Genomic DNA, 18,915 nt, shown 5'->3' with positions numbered 1-18,915 from the left:
GAGCGGCACAGAGCGGAAACCCGGGGTGTCGAACGGATGACCGCCCCCGGAAGGTGAGAGGGGCCCGGCACGGCGGATACCGTTAGGACGTGCAGCCAGCAAGTGAATCCCCCGAGCCGCCCGCCGGCCGGCTCCACCGGGCCAGAGCCCTCTACCGGAACGTCTCCAAGCGCAGGACCGCCTGGCTGTTGCTCAAGGACACCGTCGATTCCTGCATGGAGTACCGCATCCTGGGCCTGGCGGCCGAAGCGGCGTTCTTCACGCTGCTGTCCGTGCCGCCGCTGCTGCTGAGCCTCATCGGGCTGCTGGGCTACGTCGACACCTGGACCGGCGCCGACACCATCCAGAGCCTGCAGGACAACCTTCTGAACGCGTCCCGCACGGTGCTGTCCGACAAGGGCGTCAGGGAGATCGCCCAGCCGATCCTGCACGACGTGATGAAGGGCGGCCGGCCCGACGTCATCTCCATAGGCTTCCTGTTCGCCCTGTGGTCGGGCTCCCGCGCGGTGAACGTCTTCATCGACACCATCACCGTCATGTACGGCCTCGACGGCGTCCGGGGCATCGTCAAGACCCGGATCATGGCCTTCCTGCTGTTCATCGTGGCCCTGCTGATCGGCTCGGTGGCGCTGCCGCTGATGGTGGCGGGACCGGACGCCGTGGTGCGGATCGTGCCCTGGTCGGAGACGGTCGTGCAGGTCCTGTACTGGCCGGTCGTGATGGTGCTGTCCATCGCCTTCCTGACGACCCTGTACCACGTCTCGGTGCCGGTGCGGTCCCCGTGGATCGAGGACGTGCCGGGTGCCCTGGTCGCCCTGGCCATGTGGGTCGTGGGCAGCTTCCTGCTGCGCATCTACCTCACCCACACCATCGAGGGCGCCACCATCTACGGCTCCCTCGCCGCCGCCGTCGCCGTCCTGCTGTGGATCGGGATGTCCGCCTTCGCCGTGCTCGTCGGCGCGGCGGTGAACGCCGCGATCGACCGGGTCTGGCCCGCCGCCGCGACGGCCGCCGCCCGCGAGGCGAACGAGCGGGTCCGCGAGGCGCAGGTCGCCGAGTACGTCGCCTGGGCCGCCGCGGCCCGCGACGCCGACCCCGACGACCCCGACATGCCGTCCGAGTTCCCCGAGCGCTGGTCCCGCTTCCTCCCCCCGGAGGACGTCACGGCCCGGCTGCGCACCCACGCGAAGAACCCGCACCACAGCCACCGGGCGGGCGGCACGGGCACCGGTGGCACGGCGGGCCCGGGGAACTGACCGTACGCCGGGACACCTGCCCGTCCTCCCGCGGACGGCCACCGCGGCCACCGTCGCCCGACCCGCGGCTCCCGCACCCGCCACGGCTCGCCTCCGGCCCATCGCGCGGGGCATGGCCCGCCCGTGGTCCACGTGCGGGACGTGGAAGGGCGGCCCCCTCCCGTGCGTGACCTCCCGGCGTAGGCTGGCGGCCGTGTACACGGAGCGGGCGTCGCGGCTGACCGGGGCGGTCGTGTGGACGAACACGCCGGCCGGTGCTGATGCCGGTGCCCGGCCCGTGCTGCCCGACGGCTGCATGGACCTGCTGTGGAGCGAGGGCCGGCTGCTGGTCGCGGGCCCGGACACCCGGCCGTACCTCCCCGGAGGACCGGCCCGGACCTGGGCGGGCGTCCGCTTCTTCCCCGGCACCGCGCCCGCCCTGCTAGGCGTACCGGCGCACGAACTGCGCGACCGCCGGGTGGAGCTGGCGGACCTGTGGCCCGCCGACCGGGTCCGGCGGCTGCGGGACAGGGTCGGGGCGGCGGCCGACGCGGCGACGGCCCTGGAGGACGTCGCCCTGGACCGCGCCGCGGCGACAGGGGCTCCCGATCCGCTGCTGCGCCGGCTGGTGGAGTGCCTGGACGAGGGCCGTGCGGTGTCCGCCACGGCCGCCGAACTCGGCGTCGGAGCGCGCCGGCTGCACCGCCGCTGCCTGGGTGCCTTCGGCTACGGGCCCAAGACCCTCGCCCGCGTCCTGCGGCTGCAGCGGGCGCTGGCGCTGGCCCGGTCGGGGGTGCCCTACGCCGAGACCGCGGCCCGCGCCGGGTACGCGGACCAGCCGCATCTGGCCCGCGAGGTGCGGGAGCTGGCGGGCCGGCCGCTCGGGGAGCTACTCGGCGGGGGCCGGTAGCGGGGCGAACAGGTCGACCCCGTTGCCGTCGGGGTCGTGCACGGTCGCGTACCGCTGGCCCCAGAAGGCGTCCCACGGCTTCAGCTCCCCGTGGTGCCCGGCGCCCACCAGTTCCTCGTACAGGGCGTCGACCGCGGCCGGCGAGTCGCACCGGAAGGCGAGCGACACCCGCCCGCCGCCGGCGGGCGGCCGCCAGCCGGGATGGAAGGAGCGAATGGTCTGTTCTGTGTCCAGCGCGAGGACCAGCCCACCGGGCAGCTCCGCCTCGACGTGCGGCTGTTCCTCGGCGCCGGCCGGGAAGACCAGGCCGAGGCGGCGGTAGAAGGCGAGGGAGGCGGCCAGATCGGAGGCCACCAGCCCGATCACGGCGAATCGTGTGGTCATGCGGCCACCGTAGGCGTGCGCCGGCCGCCGGTCTTGAACGAATCGGACACCGGTGGCGGTCCTGCACGCGCGGACGTCCGCGCGTGACGTTTCTGCGGTGAACCGGTTCGGCCACCCGGGTGAGTAAAGGTGGCGTACATGGAAGGTCACGTGAATGTCTAGGGATGCTTTCGTCTTGGTAAAGGGCGTCGAGACGCGGCGGACCCAGCCCGTCCGCGTCACCCACCCACAGAAGGAGCCGGACCTTGACCCACGGTAAGAAGCTGCGCGACCGCATCGCCGGGCCCGGGACCACACCGCTGATCGGCGTGTACGACATGTACTCGGCGTCGATCGCGGCCAAGCACTACGACGGGATGTTCGTCTCGGGCTTCGGATTCGCGGCCTCGTACTACGGACTGCCCGACATCGGATTCATCGCATGGCCCGACATGGTGGCCTTCGTCCAGCGGCTGCGCGGCGCGTTCCCGCACCACCATCTGCTGGTCGACATCGACGACGGTTACGTCGACCCGGAGGTCGCCTGCCACGTCGTCGAGGGACTGGAGCGCATCGGGGCCTCCGGTGTGATCCTGGAGGACCAGAAGCGGCCCCGCCGCTGCGGACACGCCGACGGCAAGCAGGTGCTGCCGCTGGAGGAGTACCTGGAGAAGCTGCACAGGGTCCTGGAGACACGCAGGGACCTGGTGGTCGTCGCCCGCACGGACGCCACCGACGAGCACGACATCCTGCACCGCGCCGAGCGGCTGGCCGCCACCGACGCCGACGTGGTCCTGGTCGACGGGGTGCGCAGCGTCGAGTGGATCAGGCGCATCCGCGAGGTCGTCGGCGGCAAACCGCTGCTGTTCAACCAGATCGCCGGCGGCAAGTCGCCGCGCCTGTCCCTCGGCGAGCTGTCCGACCTGGGCGTCGACGTGGCCATCTACAGCACCCCCTGCCTGTTCGCCGCGCACGAGGCGATGGACGCAGCGCTCACCGGCCTCAAGGCCGCCGACGGCCGGCTGCCGCGGGTGGACCCCGAGAGTGGGGTCGGTGTACAGGCGTCCACCAGCCTGCTGGAGCGCAACATCGCCCGTGAGCGGCTCGTCCCCGAGGGCGTGGGCGTGTGAGGGGTGCCGTTCCCCGGCTCGGGATCGCGACGGCCGCGGCCGTCGCGATCCTCGGCGCGGCCGCCGCGCCCGCGACCGCGTCCGGCGACCTGGTCACGGTGATCGACAACTCGCGGGCCGACTCGATCCTGGAGGTCGACCGGGCGGCCAACGTGCAGACCGGCAGCGGCACCGCCGGCAGCGACCACGACGGCAGTGCCGTGGACGTCGTCGAGGCCCTCGTCGGAGCCCCCGGCGACCCCGAGGAGGACTGACGGCGCCACCGCCTGCCCGGGCGCCGCGGTGCCGCGGGCGTGTTACCCCGGAATACCTCCGCGCCTCGTGGTGCTCATGTGAACAGTGCACCCGACGCGACTGCACCGACGCGACAGCGGCGAGAAGTGCACGAACGCGGCGAAGGGCTGGTGGGCGATGGCGGCAGACCGGACGGACCCCGTGGTCGGAACGCCCCACGGGGCCGTACGCGGCAGGTACGAGCGGGGCATCGCGGTCTTCCGCGGCATCCCCTACGCCGCACCGCCCTTCGGCCCCCGCCGGTTCCGCCCGCCCGAGCCGCCCGACCCCTGGGACGGGGTACGCGACGCGACCGCCTTCGGGCCGACCGCGCCGAAACCCCCGTACTCCGAGGCCTTCGCCCGGTACCTGTCCGACCCCGAGATCCCCGGCGACGAATGCCTCAACCTCAACGTATGGACGCCCCAGCCGGACCCCGGCGCCCGCCTCCCCGTCCTGGTCTGGATCCACGGCGGTGCGCTGACCAGAGGCTCCTCGGCCGTACCCGTGTATGACGGCAGCGCCTTCGCCCGGGACGGCGTCGTCTGCGTCTCGCTCAACTACCGGCTGGGGGTGGAGGGGTACGGGCTCTTCCCCGACGCGCCGCCCAACGCGGGCCTGCGCGACCAGTTCGCCGCCCTGCGCTGGGTCCACGAGGCGATCGCCGCGTTCGGCGGCGACCCCGACCGGATCACCCTGTGCGGCCAGTCGGCCGGCGCGATCAGCGCCGGCGCCCTGCTCGCCGCACCGCAGACCCGCGGCCTGATCCGGCGGGCGGTGCTGCAGAGCGGCCCGCCGGAGGCGTCGGACCGCGACAAGGTGCGGCGCGTGGTGCGGCGCATGGCCGCCCGGCTGAAGATCCCCGCCACCGCCGAGGCCTTCGCCGCCGTCGACCGCGACCTGCTGCTGCGCGCCCAGGCCGAAGCCGGCCGGCTCAGCGGCCCCGTGCTGGGCGGACCCGCGTTCGGCCTCGTCGTCGACGGCGACCTCGTGCCCCGCGACCCGCTCAGGGCGCTCCTCGACGGCGCCGCCCCGGGCGTCGAGCTGCTCACGGGCTGGACCCGGGACGAGTACCGGCTGTGGCTGGTTCCCGGCGGACTGCACGAGCGCGTCGACCGGATCGGACCCGTCGCCCTCGCCGGGGCCATGGCCCGCTGCCGCGTCGGCCCCGAGGTGCCCCGCGGTTACCGGGCCCTGCGCCCCGACGCCGGCGCCGCCGAGACCGTCGGCCAGATGGTCACCGACCACCTGCTGCGCGTCCCGCTGCACCGCCTCGCCGACGCCCGCCCCGGCAGCTCCTACCTCTACGAGTTCGCGTGGCCGTCCAACCTCCCCGGCCTCGGCGCCTGCCACGCCCTGGAGCTGGGGTTCGTCTTCGGCACCGGCGATCTGCCCGAGGCCAGGAAGCTGGCCGGCGAGAACGCCCCGCGTGCGCTGCGCGACGCGATGCACGCGGCCTGGGTCCGGTTCGCCACGACCGGGAACCCCGGCTGGCAGGCCTGGGACGACTCACACCCCGTACGCGTCTTCGACGGCGGCGTGCCGTACACCGCGTACGGCTCGCTGGACGAGGCGATGGCCCTGTGGACGACCGCGTCCCAGGTTCCGGAGCCGGCGCCGGGCGGCACCGTCCGAGCCCCGGGGGCCGAACTGGCGGCAGCCGTGCGGCGCCTGCGGCGGTCGGTCGGCGCACTGCGCCGCTGACCGCCGACGGCCCGGGGTCTACCGGTCGGGACTGCCCACGGCGGAGGCGATCGCCGAGATCGCCTCCGGGCCGACCCGGCAGCACCCTCCGATCAGCCGCGCCCCGGCCTCCCGCCACGCCGCGACCTGCCCGGCGCCGAACGCCGCACGCCCCGTCCAGGCACGCGTCCGCGCGTCCCACACCTCGCCGCTGTTGGGGTAGACCACGACCGGCTTGCCGGTGACCCGGGCCGCGATCTCCACCGCGGGCCCGGCGTCCCGCGGCGCGCAGCAGTTCACCCCCACCGCGATGACCTCGTCCGCGCCGGCCGCCGGCGCGAACGCGTCCTCGAGCGGCTGCCCGGCCCGCGTGCGCGGGCCGTCGACGGTGTACGACAGCCACACCGGCACCCCGAGCCCCCGCACCGCCCTGAGCAGCGCCGCGCCTTCGTCGGCGTCGGGCACGGTCTCCAGCGCGATCACGTCCGGCGCGGCGGCGGCCAGCACCTCCAGCCGCGGCCGGTGGAACCGCTCCAGTTCCCCGACGCCCAGCCCGTAGCGGCCCCGGTACTCGGAGCCGTCCGCGAGCATCGCCCCGTACGGCCCGGCCGAGGCCGCCACCCACAGGGGCCGTGTCACGCCGGCGTCCCCGGCCCGGCGGGCCGCCGTACGGGCGAGGCGCACGCTCAGCGCGAGCAGCCGCGCGGCTTCCTCGTGGCCGATGCCGTGCTTCGCGAAGCCCTGGAAGGTGGCCTGGTAGCTCGCGGTGATCGCCACGTCCGCGCCCGCGCGGAAGTAGGCGAGGTGGGCCTCGGCGACCGCCTCGGGGCGCTCGGCCAGCAGCCGCGCCGACCACAGCCCGCCGCCCAGGTCGTGCCCGGTTGCCTCCAACTGGTTGGACATGCCGCCGTCCAGCACGACGGCCCCGGTCGCGAGGGCTTCGGCGAGGCTGGGAGAGGTACGGCCGGTCATGCCTCGAAGCTAGCCGAAGGGCCGCGCCCACGACGCCCGGACCCCGGCCGGGCGGGCGGCAGAGCCCGGCCGGGTGCCAGGCCGTTCCTGTCCACGCCGTGGCGTAAGTCCGTTGCCGTGCTTCACGATCGTCCAGAAGAATCACCGCATGACTTCGAAGATCCGCCATGTGACGATCGACTCCGCCGACGCCTACGCCCTCGGCAGCTTCTGGTCGAAGGTGCTGGACCAGCCGCTGCACGAGGACGACCGTCCCGGTGACCCGGAGGCGCTGATCGCGGGAGCCGGGCTGCTGTTCGTCACCGTGCCGGAGGGCAAGACGGGCAAGAACCGGGTGCATTTCGACCTGCAGCCGCAGGACCGCGGGCGGGACGAGGAGGTCGAGCGGGTGATCGCCCTCGGGGCCACCCTGGTGGACGACCGGCGCAGGCCCGACGGCACCGGCTGGGCGGTCCTCACCGATCCCGAGGGCAACGAGTTCTGTGTGGAGCGCAGCGCGGCCGAGCGCGCCGGGTAGGGGACCGGCGGCGCGGACACTTCGGCCGCCGCCGAACGGACCCGTGCCTAGCGTGCTCCGTATGAGCGACACCGAACAGAGCACGCCCGCACGGGCCGTCACCGGCATGGTCGAGCACGTGCTGGACCTGGCGGCCGGCTGGACCGCCTGGGACGGCACCCCCGTCCGGGCCGACGACCGCGTCCACACCCCGCACAAGGCGATCCGCAGGGTCACCGACCATCTCATCGACCATCTGGCCGAACTGGAGGCCCGGCTGGCGGGCGAGGAGCCGCAGCCGGACCACTGGCACGCCTCCGCCGCCACCACGCCGGCGGACCTGGCCCCGTTCACCGCGGCCGACCTCGACGAGGCCCGCAGCCGCCTCACCCGGCTGGCCCGGATATGGGCCGTACGCCTGGCCGCGCTGACCGGCGAACAGCTCGACGACTCGCCCGGCGCGGGCTGGAGCTTCCGCGAACTCGCGCACCACGTGGCGGATTCCACGTACTACGCGGACGCGGTGGGAGATCTCTCGTGACCGTGTTCGCCGGTCTCCACCGTCGTCCCGGCGAGCCGCTGCTGCTCCCCAACGCCTGGGACCACGCCTCGGCGGCCCTCCTCGCCGCCCGGGGCCATCCCGCGATCGGCACGAGCAGTGCGGCCGTGGCGGCGGCCGCCGGGCTGCCCGACGGCCGGGCCGCCACCCGCGAGCACACCCTGGGCCTGGCCCGCGTACTCGGCTCGGAGCCGTATCTGCTCTCCGTGGACGTGGAAGGCGGCTTCAGCGACGACCCGGAGGAAGTCGCCGTGCTGGCGGGCCGGTTGTGGGAGTCGGGGGCCGTCGGCGTCAATCTGGAGGACGGCCTCGGACCGGCCGCCCGGCACGCCGCGAAGATCGCCGCCGTCAAGGCAGCCGTGCCCGGACTGTTCGTCAACGCCCGCACGGATACGTGCTGGTTGGGTGACGGGGACGGCCTGGACACCTCACGGCGGCTCGACGCCTACCGGCAAGCGGGCGCGGACGGCGTGTTCGTGCCCGGCCTGACCGACCCGCACCGGATCGCGGACCTCGTCGGATGGATCGGCGTCCCGCTCAACATCCTCTACTCACCCGGCGGCCCCACCGTGCCCCACCTCGCGGACCTGGGCGTCGGCCGGGTCAGCCTCGGCTCGCTGCTCTACCGGCGAGCGCTGGGCGCGGCGCTGGACGCGGTCGGCGACATCGCCGCCGGCCGGGTGCCGAGCGGTACGACGCCCTCCTACGGCGAGGCGGGTGCGGCGGCGAGGAACGTCTCGGTGAGCAGGCCGGCGAACTCCGCCGGGTGATCCAGGATGCCGAGGTGCCCGCCCGGGAACTCCAGGAAGGCGCTGCCGTGGCGGTCGGCGAGGACGCGGGCCGTGCGGTGCAGGACCTGGCCACGGGAGCCGGTGCCGGCGGCCAGGGTGAGGCGGGGCTCCAGGGCCGTCAGCACGGGGACGTGGGCCGTGAAGGGGCGCAGGACGTGGGCGAGGAAGACGCCCATCGACGTCGCCGAGGGGCCCTCGGCCGGCGGCCGTCCGGCGCCGTCCAGCGCGGCGATCAGCTCCTCGCGCCGCTCCCGGCCGTCCGGCAGGGCGGTCACGCAGGGCGCCTCGTGCGCCACCACGTGCGCGAGCCGTCCCGGGTGCCGGGCCAGCAGGTCGAGGACCGCGATCCCCCCGGAGCTGGTCCCGAACACGAACGCCCGCTCGTCCGGGGGCAGCACCGTCTCCAGCACCCGGGCGGCACCCCTGCTCCAGTCGGCCGGCCGCTGGTCCGCCACCGGCAGGCCGAGCCGGCCGTGGGCGAGGCCCAGCGGGTCGTACGTCACCACGGTGAAGCGCCGCGCCAGCCGCTCGGTCAGCGGCCCGAGCCCCATGGGGTGCCCGGCCCCGCCCGGCACGAGCAGGAGTACGGGTCCGGCGCCCGTCACGTCGTGGCAGGGGTGGTCAGTCATCGTTCCCCGTCTCCCGGGGCCAGTGGGTGAGGGCGAGGTGCAGGGCCTCGACCGCCTTGTCCCAGGAGGCCCGCACGTCACGGGCGGCGCCGAAGCCGCCGGCGGACTCCAGGGCGCAGTAGCCGTGGAAGGTGCTGCGCAGCAGGCGTACGGCGTCGGTCAGATCGGGCTCGGCCAGGCCGTAGGCGCGGAGCATGCCGTAGGTGATCTCGGCGGTGCGGCGCATGGCGGGGGAGTCGGCGATCAGGCTCTGGTCGATGCGGATCTGGGTGGCCGAGTAGCGGCCGGGGTGCTCCAGCGCGTACGACCGGTAGGCGTCCGCGAAGGCGGTCAGCGCGTCCCGGCCGGCCCGGCCGGCCACGGCCGCCGCGATCCGGTCGATCAGCTCGCCGCCCGCGTGCAGCGCCAGCCGGGTGCGCAGGTCGTTCAGGTTGCGGACGTGCGAGTACAGGCTCGCGTCCTTCACCCCGAAGCGCCGGGCCAGCGCGGAGAGCGTGACGTGCTCGAAGCCCGCCTCGTCGGCGAGTTCGGCGGCGGCCGCGACGATGCGGTCGGCGGTGAGTCCAGCACGGGCCATGGGCCACCTCCTTAGGAGTCTAGGTGAGATCCTAGAGCATCTAGGTAGTGGTGGACAGCCGCCGGCCGCCCGCGGCGTCGGTCAGGCGGAGACCTCCGAGAGGACGAACGTGAACCGCGCGGGCTCGGCCCGCAGGAAGTACCGCGGCAGCGGGCCGGGGCCGCAGGACTGGGAGCCGAGACCGTGCAGTCCGTGGTCGAGGTTGACCCACACCGTGTCTCCGGGGGCGAGGTCGGTGCGGTGGGCCGCCGCGTCCAGCTGTTCGGTGGTCCAGCGGCGGGCGGTGAGGAAGAACTCCGGGTCGCCCTCCACGCGCAGGCCGCCGATCTCGGCCCAGCGGACCCCGGCGCGGGCGCCGTTCTCCTGCGGACGCACGTACGGCGTCTGCAGCTCGTCCACGGTCGACTGCCAGCGGCCGACCTCCGACGCCGTCGCGCTGTCCGGATACGCCTCGCCGGGGCCGCCGCCGTACCATCGCACGCGGTCGGCCGAGGACAGCCCGAAGCGGATGCCGAGCCGGGGCAGCGGTACGGTCCAGTCGCCCTCCGGGGTGACGGACACGGTGAGCCCGAGACGCGGTCCGTCCGACGTCCAGCGGTACACCGTCGAGAGCCCGATCTCCCCGGCGGCGGGCGCCACCCGGGTGCGGACCGTCAGCGCGTCGTCGCCGCTCTCCACGGCGTCCAGCCGGTGCTGCACGCGGTGCAGGCCGAGCCTGCGCCACAGCCGGCCGTAGCGGGCGTCGGGCTGCGAGGCGGCGCCGTCGTCGTTGTCGGTGGTGGCCCGCCACACGTCCAGGCGCAGTCCGGTGATGTCCACCGCGCCGACTCGCCGCAGGGCGCCGGTGCGCGCGTCGAAGGAGGCCGGGCCCAGGGTGATCAGTCCCTCGCCGGGCACCGGGCCGCCGGCCGCCGCGACCGACGGCGCCGGGCGCGCCGACCGGCCGAACTGGCCCCAGGCGACGACGTGCCCCTCGGGCGCCCAGGCGGTGCCGGCGGCGAGCAGCGCCCGTACCGTCCAGAGGGCCTCGCCGGCCGGTGCCGTGGCCGGTGGCGCGGGCAGCTTCACCTCGGCCGACTCGCCCGGCTCCAGCGGGGGAACCGGCAGGAAGCCGGAATCGACCGTCTCGCCGTCCACCCGGTACGACCAGGTGAAGGCCAGCGCCGACAGGCCGGCGAAGTCGTACCCGTTCCTGACGCGGACGGTGCCGCCGGAGGCGTCGCCCTCGATCGTCACCGGCTCGATCACCTTCTTGAACTCGACGAGGCCGGGGGAGGGCCGCCGGTCCGGGAAGAGCAGTCCGTCGCAGACGAAGTTGCCGTCGTGCAGCTCCTCGCCGAAGTCGCCGCCGTAGGCGTAGCCCAGGCCGGGATGGGCGATGCCGTGGTCGATCCACTCCCAGACGAAACCGCCCTGGAGCCGGTCATGAGCTTCGAACAGCCGCTGGTAGTCGGCGAGTCCGCCGGGGCCGTTGCCCATCGCGTGCGCGTACTCGCACAGCAGGTAGGGCAGTTCACGGCGCCGGTGCGGGCCGCCGTCCAGGCCGCGGCCGACCCGCTCGACCTCGGCGTGGCCGGTGTACATCCGCGAGTAGACGTCCGTGTCACGGCAGGTGTGGTCACCCTCGTAGTGCACCAGCCGTGAGGGGTCCCGGCCGTGGATCCACTCGGCCATCGCGGTCAGGCCGCGGCCGGTGCCCGCCTCGTTGCCGAGGGACCACAGGACGACGGACGGGTGGTTCTTGTCCCGCTCGACCATGCGGGCCGCCCGGTCGAGCAGGGCGGGGGTCCAGCGGTCGTCGTCGACGGGGTTGTCCCGCCAGCCCTGCTCGGCGAAGCCGTGGGTCTCCAGGTCGCACTCGTCGATCACCCACAGGCCCAGCTCGTCGCAGAGGTCGAGGAAGGCCGGGTGCGGCGGGTAGTGGGAGGTGCGGACGGCGTTGACGTTGTGCCGCTTCATCAGCAGCACGTCCTCGCGCATGGTCGCGAGGTCGAGCGCCCGGCCCTTCTCCGGGTGCCACTCGTGCCGGTTGACGCCCTTGAAGAGGACCGCCCGTCCGTTGACCCTGATGAGCCCGTCGGCCAGTTCCACCGTGCGGAAGCCGATGCGCAGGGGAATCCGCTCGCCCTGGGTGGCCAGCACGCCGTCGTACAGCCGGGGCAGCTCCGCCGACCACGGTTCGACCGGCACGGTCACCGGCTCTCCGGTCGCGGTGTCGACGCCGAGGTCCGGGACGGTGACCCGGCCGTCCACGTCGGAGTCGACACGCAGGGTGCCCTCGCCGCTCACGTGGTCGTAGGAGGCGTGCACGAAGAAGTCGAGGGCGCAGCCGGCCGGGCGGTGCAGCAGGGTGACGTCACGGAAGACGCCGGGCAGCCACCACTGGTCCTGGTCCTCCAGGTAGGAGCCGGCCGACCACTGGTGCACCCGGACCGCCAGTACGTTGCCCCGGGCCCGCAGCAGATGGCCGACGGCGAACTCGTGCGGCAGGCGCGAGCCCTTGAACTCGCCGAGGTCCGTGCCGTTCAGCCAGACGCGGGCGCAGGACTCCACCCCGTCGAAGCGCAGCACGGCGCCGCCGCCGGACGGTCCCGGCCAGTCCGCGGGCAGGTCGAACACGCGCAGGTGGTCACCGGTCGGGTTCTCGGTCGGCACCCGGGGCGGGTCGACGGGGAACGGGTAGAGGTGGTTGGTGTAGACGGGGGAGCCGTGGCCCTGGAGGACCCAGTGGCCGGGAACCTCGACCCGGGCCCAGTCGCCGGCGTCGTACCCCACCTCGGCGAAGGAGTCGTCCTCGGCGTCCGCCGTCCGCGACAGCCGGAAAGCCCAGATGCCGTTAAGGGAGAGGGAAGCGGCGTCGGAGGAGGCGTACCAGGCGCGGGGCGGCAGCGCCCCGGATCCCGGGGAGACGTCCTCCACGTACGCGGTGACGGTGGTGGTGCGCGACGACATCGGACTCCTAGGGGGAGGACGGCAGGGGCCGTGGCGAAGGAGGTGCGGTGCGCTCGGTGGTGCCTGTCCGCCGGCCGGCGGACAGCAGCGCCCCTTCCAGCGCGAACGTGGCCGCGCCGAGGGACACCGGGTCGGTGCGGATCGGGGAGAGGACGATCTCGGTGGCGGCCGCCGGCCGGCGGTCGGCGCAGGGCGTGCCGGGCGACGGCCCGGCGGATTCCGTCGAGCAGTGGCGTGCCCAGCCGGGCGGCGACCCGGCTGCCGAGCACGACCACTTCGGGGTCGAGGAGGTTGACCAACACGCGGCTGCCCCTCCCCGGCGGGCCGGGCCGGGGCCGGCCCACGACGGGCGTCAGGCTATGGGCTGGGCGGAACCTCCGACAAGGGTGCGGAAACGGGTCGGAGGAAGCCGGACGGCGCGCGTGTCCGTTGCCCCTCCGCCGCGCCGCGGCCTAGCGTGGGAAGCGCTTGCCGCCACCGTGTCACGAGCCGGAGGTCACGTCCTTGCCCGAGCGTCCCCAGGCTCTGCTCGCCATGACGGCGCGGAACGTGCCGCACGTCTTCCCGCCGGAGCTGCTGGCCCGCCTGCGCGCGTGTGTGGACGTCGATCCCGCCCTGGTGGCGCACGACTTCACCGAGCCACGGGTGCGGGAGGTCCTGGCCCGCACCGAGGTCCTGATCACCGGCTGGGGCTGCCCCCGTCTGGACGCGGCAGCCCTCGACGCCGCACCGAGGCTGCGCGCGGTCCTGCACGCGGCCGGCTCGGTCAAGGGCCTCGCCACCGAGGAGGTGTGGCGGCGCGGCATCGTCGTCTCCTCGGCCGCCGCCGCCAACGCCCTGCCCGTGGCCGAGTACGCGCTCGCCGTCATCCTGCTCGCCGGCAAGGACGTCTTCGCCCTCCGCGACCGGCTGCGCGGCCGGCGCAGCTTCCCGTACGGCGGCGTCCTCCCCGGCATCGGCAACCACGGCCGCCGCGTCGGCGTCGTCGGCGCCTCCCGCGTCGGCCGCCGCCTGATCGAACTGCTCCGGCCGCACGACCTGACGGTCACGCTCACCGACCCCTACGTCGACGCCCCCGAGGCCGCCCGGCTCGGCGTGCCGCTGCTGGAGCTCGACGAGTTGCTGCGCACGTCCGACGTCGTCACGCTGCACGCCCCCGAGACCCCGGGGACCCGGCACCTGATCGGCGCCCGGGAACTCGCGCTGATGCCCCGCGGAGCGGTCCTCGTCAACACCGCGCGCGGCGCGCTCGTCGACCACGAGGCGCTGATCGGGCAGCTGCGGGCCGGCCGCCTCAGCGCGGTCCTGGACGTCACCGACCCCGAACCGCTGCCCGCCGGTTCCCCGCTGTACGACCTGCCCAACGCCTTCGTCACCCCGCACCTGGCCGGCTCCCAGGGCAACGAGGTGGCCCGCCTGGGCCGCACGGTGGTCGAGGAGGCCGAACGGCTCGCGGCCGGCGCCGGTCTCCGGCACGCCGTCGACCGAGCGGCGCTGGAGCGCTCGGCGTGAGAGCCGTTCCCTGATCCGGCCTCGCCCGGAGGACACCGGCCCCGTCCCCGGGCGGGGACCCGGCACGGCCGGGCGGAAGACGGGGGCATACGGTGTAAGACGTACGCCCGAGCCGGGAGGAGACATGCGGATGGGCAGTCGTACCGCGCTGGTCGAGGATCTGATGGAGCGCTTCCCGCACGTGCCACGGGAGGCCGTCTTCAAGGAGGACCTGCTCCGGGGCGGAGTCGCCTTCGACGCGTCCGCGCTCAGCGACAACGAGAGCGGAGAGGTGAAGCCGAAGTCGTACTTCATCTTCTCCTTCGACCACGGCACCCTGCCAGAGCTGGGCGAGGCCGCCCTCAGGCGCCCGCCCGAGGAGATCATCCTCACCGGCGGGCCGTACGACCTGCGCCGTACGGTCGTCTCCGTACGGGTGAACCCCGCCTCGCCGTACCGGGTCGCCGCCGACGACGAGGGGCTGCTCGGGCTCTACCTCGACGGCAGCCGCATCGCCGACGTCGGCGTGCCGCCGATGCCCGAGTACTACCGGCACACCCTCTCCAACGGGAAGTCGGTGATGGAGGTCGCCCCCACCATCCAGTGGGGCTACCTGATCTACCTGACCGTCTTCCGGGTCTGCCAGTACTTCGGCGCCAAGGAGGAGTGCCAGTACTGCGACATCAACCACAACTGGCGCCAGCACAAGGCGGCCGGCCGGCCGTACACCGGCGTCAAGGACGTGGAGGAGGTCCTGGAGGCGCTGGAGATCATCGACCGGTACGACACCCAGAAGGCCTCCACCGCCTACACCCTCACCGGCGGCGCGATCACCAAGACGGTCGCGGGCCGGGACGAGGCCGACTTCTACGGCCACTACGCCAAGGCGATCGAGGAGCGCTTCCCGGGCCGCTGGATCGGCAAGGTCGTGGCACAGGCGCTGCCGAAGCCGGACGTGCAGCGGTTCAAGGACTACGGTGTGCAGATCTACCACCCCAACTTCGAGGTGTGGGACCGCCGGCTGTTCGAGCTGTACTGCCCTGGCAAGGAGCGGTACGTCGGCCGGGACGAGTGGCACCGGCGCATCCTGGACTCCGCCGAGGTGTTCGGCGCGCGCAACGTGATCCCCAACTTCGTGGCGGGCGTGGAGATGGCCGAGCCGTTCGGCTTCACCACCGTGGACGAGGCCATCGCCTCCACCACCGAGGGCCTGCGCTTCTTCATGTCGCACGGCATCACGCCCCGCTTCACGACCTGGTGCCCCGAGCCCACCACGCCGCTCGGCAAGGCCAACCCGCAGGGCGCGCCGCTGGAGTACCACATCCGGCTGCTGGAGGCCTACCGCGCCACGATGGACGACTTCGGCCTGTCCTCGCCCCCCGGCTACGGCCCGCCCGGACCCGGCCGCGCGGTCTTCTCCGTCAGCTCCTTCATGGACAGCCTGCCCGCGGACGAACCCGCGCGGGAGGCGGCCGAGGTGTGACCGCACCGGCACGGCGGTGAGCGGAACGGCGCCGGCATCCGTACCAGAGGCCGGAGTTGTGGGCTCGTCGCGGCGCACACCCGCTCCGACACGCTCGGTGACCGGATGTGAACAGGCCGCTTGTCAGTTGTGTCGAAGGCGTGAAAGGCTCTGTGTCCTGCCGCGAGGTTCCGTACAACTCTCCTTTCCCTGTGTGGAGTTGACCTCGCTCGTGGATGCAGGAGTCCCATGCCCGACCTGCCGACCCCCCAGGACGCCGCCGAGACCGCCCTGTTCTCGGAGGGCTGGGACGCGGTGCTCTCGTACGCCGACCTGTGCACCTCCGGTTCGCTGACGGCCCATCAGCTGGCGACGGAGGCCTTCGCCCTCGGCATGCGTGAGATCCGCGCCGCCGCGGGTACGCACGTGCGCGGCGCCGGGCGCCGCGCCGCCCGGCTGCCGACCATACCCGCGCTGCTCACCGCCGTGCGCGACACCGCGGCCGCCTGGGAGGCCGACGGGCAGGGACACCGGCTCGATCCCGACCTGCGGCTGTGGCTCAACTCCGGCAACGCGTCCCGCTTCGCCGGGCCTCCGCCGCAGCGCCCGGTCGCGCTGCGCGGCCTGCGGGACATGCAGGAGGGCGACGCCTCGCTGCTGTGGCTGGCCGAGGTCGAGGCGCTGCCCCTGCCCACCGTCGCCCGCCGGCTGGGACTGGACCCGGCCGGCGTCGCCGACGAACTGGACCAGGTCCGCACGGTGTTCCGGGACCGCTGCCACCGCGCCCACCTGGACTCCCCGATGGACGTGCAGTGCCGCAGCTACGCCCGGCTGCTGGACGCGGTGACCCGTTCGCCCGTCGCCGACATCCCCGACGACCTCTCCCAGCACCTCGCGACCTGTGTGCGGTGCGCCGAGGCCGCCGCCTGTCTGCGCCTGCACGGCGGCGGACTGCCCGCCGCCCTGGCCGGCGGGGTGATCGGCTGGGGCGGCCTCGCCTACCTGGAGCGCCGCCGGCGCGCCGCCGAGGTCCGGCTGGGCGCCGGCCGCCCCGGCGCCCACGACGCCGGGACCGGCGACCCGGAGGAGGACTCCGGCCGCGGCCGGGTCCTGCGGCGCGGCCTGCTCGCGGCAGCCGTGCTGCTGTCGGCGCTCGCGCTCGGTGTGTCGCTGATGCCGTTCGGCGCGTCCGGCGGGGACGCCGCCGCCGCCCAGGACGACCGCCGGCCCGTCGCCGACCCCGCCGGCCCCGCCGTCCCCACCGCCCCCCGCGCCGCCGACACGCCGTCCCCGGCCGGGACGCGCGCCGCCAGGCCCTCCTCGACCCGGGCCGAGGCGGCGCCCGGCACCGGGAAGCCCGACCCCGAACCCCAGGGCACGTCCTCCGCCACGCACCGCCCCACCCGCCACGGGGCACCCGCCACCACCCCGGCCGCCACCCCGGCCACCACCTGCCGGGTCACCTACGACCTGGTCAGCCAGTGGTCCGACGGCTTCCAGGTCGCCGTCACCGTGACCACCGACGAGGCCCTCGAAGGCTGGCAGGTCGCCTGGCGGTACCGCGACGGCCAGCACGTGAGCCAGATGTGGGACGCCACCGTGCGGCAGGACGGCTCCCGTGTCACCGCCACCGCCGCCGACTACGACAGGTCCGTCGCCGCGCACGGCACGCTGTCCTTCGGCTTCAACGGCACCTGGCGGGACAGCAACGGCGCACCGTACGGCTTCACCCTCAACGGGGCTCCCTGCGCGGCGGACTGAGCCGGCGAAACGAAATCGCACGACACCGCGGAAAACGCGTTGACGCCGGTCCCCGCGGCCGGGCTACAGTGGGCGGGCACGCCGAGGTGGTGTGCGCCGAAGCGCGATCAGGAACGAGGAGGTGTCGACCGATGGCTGTCACTGTGCTGAGCGCTGCCCTCATCCAGGAACTCATCAAGTCCACCTCCGTGGCCACCGGCTGAACCGACCGCGCCGTACGCGCCTTGCCCGGGGCCACCCTTGTGAAGGGTCACCCTTGACTTCCACCTCCGCTGTATCCTCCGCGCTGGCTCCCTACGGCTGGGACGGCGCCTGGGCCGACGCGTTCACCCCCTACGCGGCCGAAGGGCTGCTGCCCGGCCGGGTCGTCCGGGTCGACCGCGGCCAGTGCGACGTCGTCACCGCGGGCGGGACCGTCCGCGCCGACACCGCCTTCGTCACTCCTCACGACCCGATGCGGGTCGTGTGCACCGGTGACTGGGTCGCCGTCGAACCCGGCGGCAACCCCCGCTACGTGCGCGCGTACCTGCCGCGCCGCACCGCCTTCGTCCGCTCGACCTCCTCCGAGCGGTCCGAGGGGCAGATCCTCGCCGCCAACGTCGACCACGTCGTCGTCGCCGTCTCCCTCGCCGTGGAACTCGACCTGGGCCGCGTCGAACGCTTCCTCGCACTCGCCTGGCAGTCCGGCGCCCAGCCCGTCGTCGTCCTCACCAAGGCCGACCTCGTGCCGGACCCGGTCACCCTCGCCCACCTCGTCGAGGACGTGGAGACGAGCGCGCCCGGCGTGCCCGTGCTCACCGTCAGCGCCCTTCACGGCGAGGGGCTCGACGTCCTCGTGGCGCTCGTCGGCTCCGGTACGACCGTGCTGCTCGGCCAGTCCGGCGCGGGCAAGTCGACCCTGGCCAACGCCCTGGTCGGCGAGGACGTCATGGACGTACAGGCCGCACGGGACGTCGACGGCAAGGGCCGGCACACCACGACCACCCGCAACCTGCTCGCCATGCCCTCCGGCGGCGTCCTCATCGACACCCCCGGACTGCGGGGCGTCGGTCTCTTCGACGCGGAGGGCGGCGTCGGGCAGGTCTTCGCCGAGATCGAGGCACTGGCCGAGGGGTGCCGCTTCCACGACTGCGCCCACGAGACGGAGCCGGGCTGCGCGGTGCGCTCCGCCGTGGACGCCGGCGAGCTTCCGGTACGGCGGCTGGAGAGCTACCGCAAGCTGCTGCGGGAGAACCAGTACATCGTGGCCAGGACCGACGCACGGCTCCGGGCCGAGATCAAGAAGGAGTGGAAGCGGAGGGGAGCGCAGGGCAAGGCGGCGATGGAGGCCAAGCGCGGCCGCCAGAGGTAGGGCCCTGCCCCCCGCTCGCACGACCCGGACCGCCGCCCCCGCGAGGGGCGGCGGTCACGGCGCATCCACCCCACGGGCCGACACCCGCCCCACGGGTTCATGACCGCCCGCTCCTCACGGCGTCCAGCATTCATGGGGAATCGCTGGGGATCTCACCCAGAGAAGCCATTGACGGCATCGCCTACCTTGGTGCCGGCGGACGGCTCCGACGGTCCGCATCGGGGGGTGGACCCTGCGCGCTCTCGGCGTCGCACCGGCTGCTTTCTCCGACGTCAGGTGA

The 18,915-nt window shown here is 74.2% G+C and carries 17 protein-coding genes and 1 pseudogene; 12 read left to right on the top strand and 6 right to left on the bottom strand.

Annotation, left to right across the window (positions count from 1 at the left end):
- Window positions 1-89: 89 nt before the first annotated feature.
- Complete coding sequence (locus tag IE177_RS22870; protein ID WP_190017252.1) at window positions 90-1,256, top strand: YihY/virulence factor BrkB family protein; 1,167 nt, start codon at window positions 90-92, stop codon at window positions 1,254-1,256.
- A 193-nt stretch (window positions 1,257-1,449) separates the two neighbouring features.
- Window positions 1,450-2,145: a helix-turn-helix domain-containing protein gene (locus tag IE177_RS22865; RefSeq protein WP_190017251.1), complete on the top strand. Its 696-nt coding sequence runs from the start codon at window positions 1,450-1,452 to the stop codon at window positions 2,143-2,145.
- Here the strand turns inward: IE177_RS22865 and IE177_RS22860 are convergent.
- Window positions 2,125-2,529: a VOC family protein gene (locus tag IE177_RS22860; protein ID WP_190017250.1), complete on the bottom strand. Its 405-nt coding sequence runs from the start codon at window positions 2,527-2,529 to the stop codon at window positions 2,125-2,127. The two genes, IE177_RS22865 and IE177_RS22860, sit on opposite strands and share 21 nt — an antisense overlap.
- A gap of 245 nt (window positions 2,530-2,774) precedes the next feature.
- Here IE177_RS22860 and IE177_RS22855 point away from each other — a divergent pair, with 245 nt between their 5' ends.
- From IE177_RS22855 to IE177_RS22845, 3 genes are all read left to right on the top strand, one after another.
- A complete protein-coding gene (locus tag IE177_RS22855) occupies window positions 2,775-3,638 on the top strand; it encodes an isocitrate lyase/PEP mutase family protein (protein ID WP_190017249.1) in 864 nt (287 codons plus the stop codon).
- A complete protein-coding gene (locus IE177_RS22850) occupies window positions 3,635-3,892 on the top strand; it encodes a hypothetical protein (protein WP_229816225.1) in 258 nt (85 codons plus the stop codon). The genes IE177_RS22855 and IE177_RS22850 overlap by 4 nt, the downstream gene beginning before the upstream one ends.
- Window positions 3,893-4,049: 157 nt before the next feature.
- Window positions 4,050-5,615 carry a carboxylesterase/lipase family protein gene (locus IE177_RS22845; RefSeq protein WP_190017351.1) on the top strand — a complete coding sequence of 522 codons (1,566 nt, stop codon included), beginning with the start codon at window positions 4,050-4,052 and terminating at the stop codon, window positions 5,613-5,615.
- Between the two features lie 18 nt (window positions 5,616-5,633).
- Here IE177_RS22845 and mmuM read toward each other — a convergent pair whose 3' ends face one another.
- Window positions 5,634-6,566, bottom strand: coding sequence for a homocysteine S-methyltransferase (gene mmuM, locus IE177_RS22840; RefSeq protein ID WP_190017248.1), 933 nt, complete (start codon window positions 6,564-6,566; stop codon window positions 5,634-5,636).
- Between the two features lie 148 nt (window positions 6,567-6,714).
- Here mmuM and IE177_RS22835 point away from each other — a divergent pair, with 148 nt between their 5' ends.
- The 3 genes from IE177_RS22835 (at window position 6,715) to IE177_RS22830 (ending at window position 8,391) form a co-directional block, all read left to right on the top strand.
- Window positions 6,715-7,083: a VOC family protein gene (locus IE177_RS22835; RefSeq protein ID WP_190017247.1), complete on the top strand. Its 369-nt coding sequence runs from the start codon at window positions 6,715-6,717 to the stop codon at window positions 7,081-7,083.
- 61 nt (window positions 7,084-7,144) lie between these two features.
- On the top strand, window positions 7,145-7,603 hold the full coding sequence (locus IE177_RS35190; protein ID WP_229816224.1) for a DinB family protein: 459 nt from the start codon (window positions 7,145-7,147) through the stop codon (window positions 7,601-7,603).
- Complete coding sequence (locus tag IE177_RS22830) at window positions 7,600-8,391, top strand: isocitrate lyase/PEP mutase family protein (protein ID WP_229816223.1); 792 nt, start codon at window positions 7,600-7,602, stop codon at window positions 8,389-8,391. Before IE177_RS35190 ends, IE177_RS22830 begins: the two co-directional genes overlap by 4 nt.
- Here the strand turns inward: IE177_RS22830 and IE177_RS22825 are convergent.
- The 4 genes and pseudogenes from IE177_RS22825 to IE177_RS35185 all read right to left on the bottom strand — a co-directional run.
- Window positions 8,325-9,041, bottom strand: a complete 717-nt coding sequence (locus tag IE177_RS22825; protein WP_190017245.1) for an alpha/beta fold hydrolase — start codon at window positions 9,039-9,041, stop codon at window positions 8,325-8,327. The two genes, IE177_RS22830 and IE177_RS22825, sit on opposite strands and share 67 nt — an antisense overlap.
- Window positions 9,034-9,618: a TetR/AcrR family transcriptional regulator gene (locus IE177_RS22820; protein WP_190017244.1), complete on the bottom strand. Its 585-nt coding sequence runs from the start codon at window positions 9,616-9,618 to the stop codon at window positions 9,034-9,036. Before IE177_RS22820 ends, IE177_RS22825 begins: the two co-directional genes overlap by 8 nt.
- A gap of 81 nt (window positions 9,619-9,699) precedes the next feature.
- Window positions 9,700-12,570 carry a glycoside hydrolase family 2 TIM barrel-domain containing protein gene (locus IE177_RS22815; RefSeq protein ID WP_190017243.1) on the bottom strand — a complete coding sequence of 957 codons (2,871 nt, stop codon included), beginning with the start codon at window positions 12,568-12,570 and terminating at the stop codon, window positions 9,700-9,702.
- Window positions 12,571-12,577: 7 nt separating this feature from the next.
- Window positions 12,578-12,887, bottom strand: a pseudogene (locus tag IE177_RS35185) (transcriptional regulator); the annotation flags it as partial.
- Window positions 12,888-13,074: 187 nt separating this feature from the next.
- Here IE177_RS35185 and IE177_RS22810 point away from each other — a divergent pair.
- The 4 genes from IE177_RS22810 (at window position 13,075) to rsgA (ending at window position 18,635) form a co-directional block, all read left to right on the top strand.
- The gene (locus IE177_RS22810; protein WP_190017242.1) at window positions 13,075-14,082 is read left to right on the top strand and encodes a hydroxyacid dehydrogenase; all 1,008 of its coding nucleotides are present in this window, start codon (window positions 13,075-13,077) and stop codon (window positions 14,080-14,082) included.
- Between the two features lie 130 nt (window positions 14,083-14,212).
- Window positions 14,213-15,544, top strand: coding sequence for a radical SAM protein (locus IE177_RS22805; protein ID WP_190017241.1), 1,332 nt, complete (start codon window positions 14,213-14,215; stop codon window positions 15,542-15,544).
- 228 nt (window positions 15,545-15,772) lie between these two features.
- Window positions 15,773-17,284 carry a cellulose-binding domain-containing protein gene (locus tag IE177_RS22800; protein WP_190017240.1) on the top strand — a complete coding sequence of 504 codons (1,512 nt, stop codon included), beginning with the start codon at window positions 15,773-15,775 and terminating at the stop codon, window positions 17,282-17,284.
- Window positions 17,285-17,540: 256 nt separating this feature from the next.
- Window positions 17,541-18,635 (top strand): ribosome small subunit-dependent GTPase A, encoded by a 1,095-nt coding sequence (gene rsgA / locus IE177_RS22795; RefSeq protein WP_190017239.1) that lies wholly within the window; start codon window positions 17,541-17,543, stop codon window positions 18,633-18,635.
- Window positions 18,636-18,915: the final 280 nt, after the last annotated feature.

It is taken from the genome of Streptomyces lucensis JCM 4490, assembly GCF_014650035.1.
Taxonomy (GTDB): domain Bacteria; phylum Actinomycetota; class Actinomycetes; order Streptomycetales; family Streptomycetaceae; genus Streptomyces; species Streptomyces lucensis.
The sequence above is the reverse complement of the archived record's forward strand: the minus strand, read 5'-3'. Positions and strand labels throughout refer to the sequence as shown.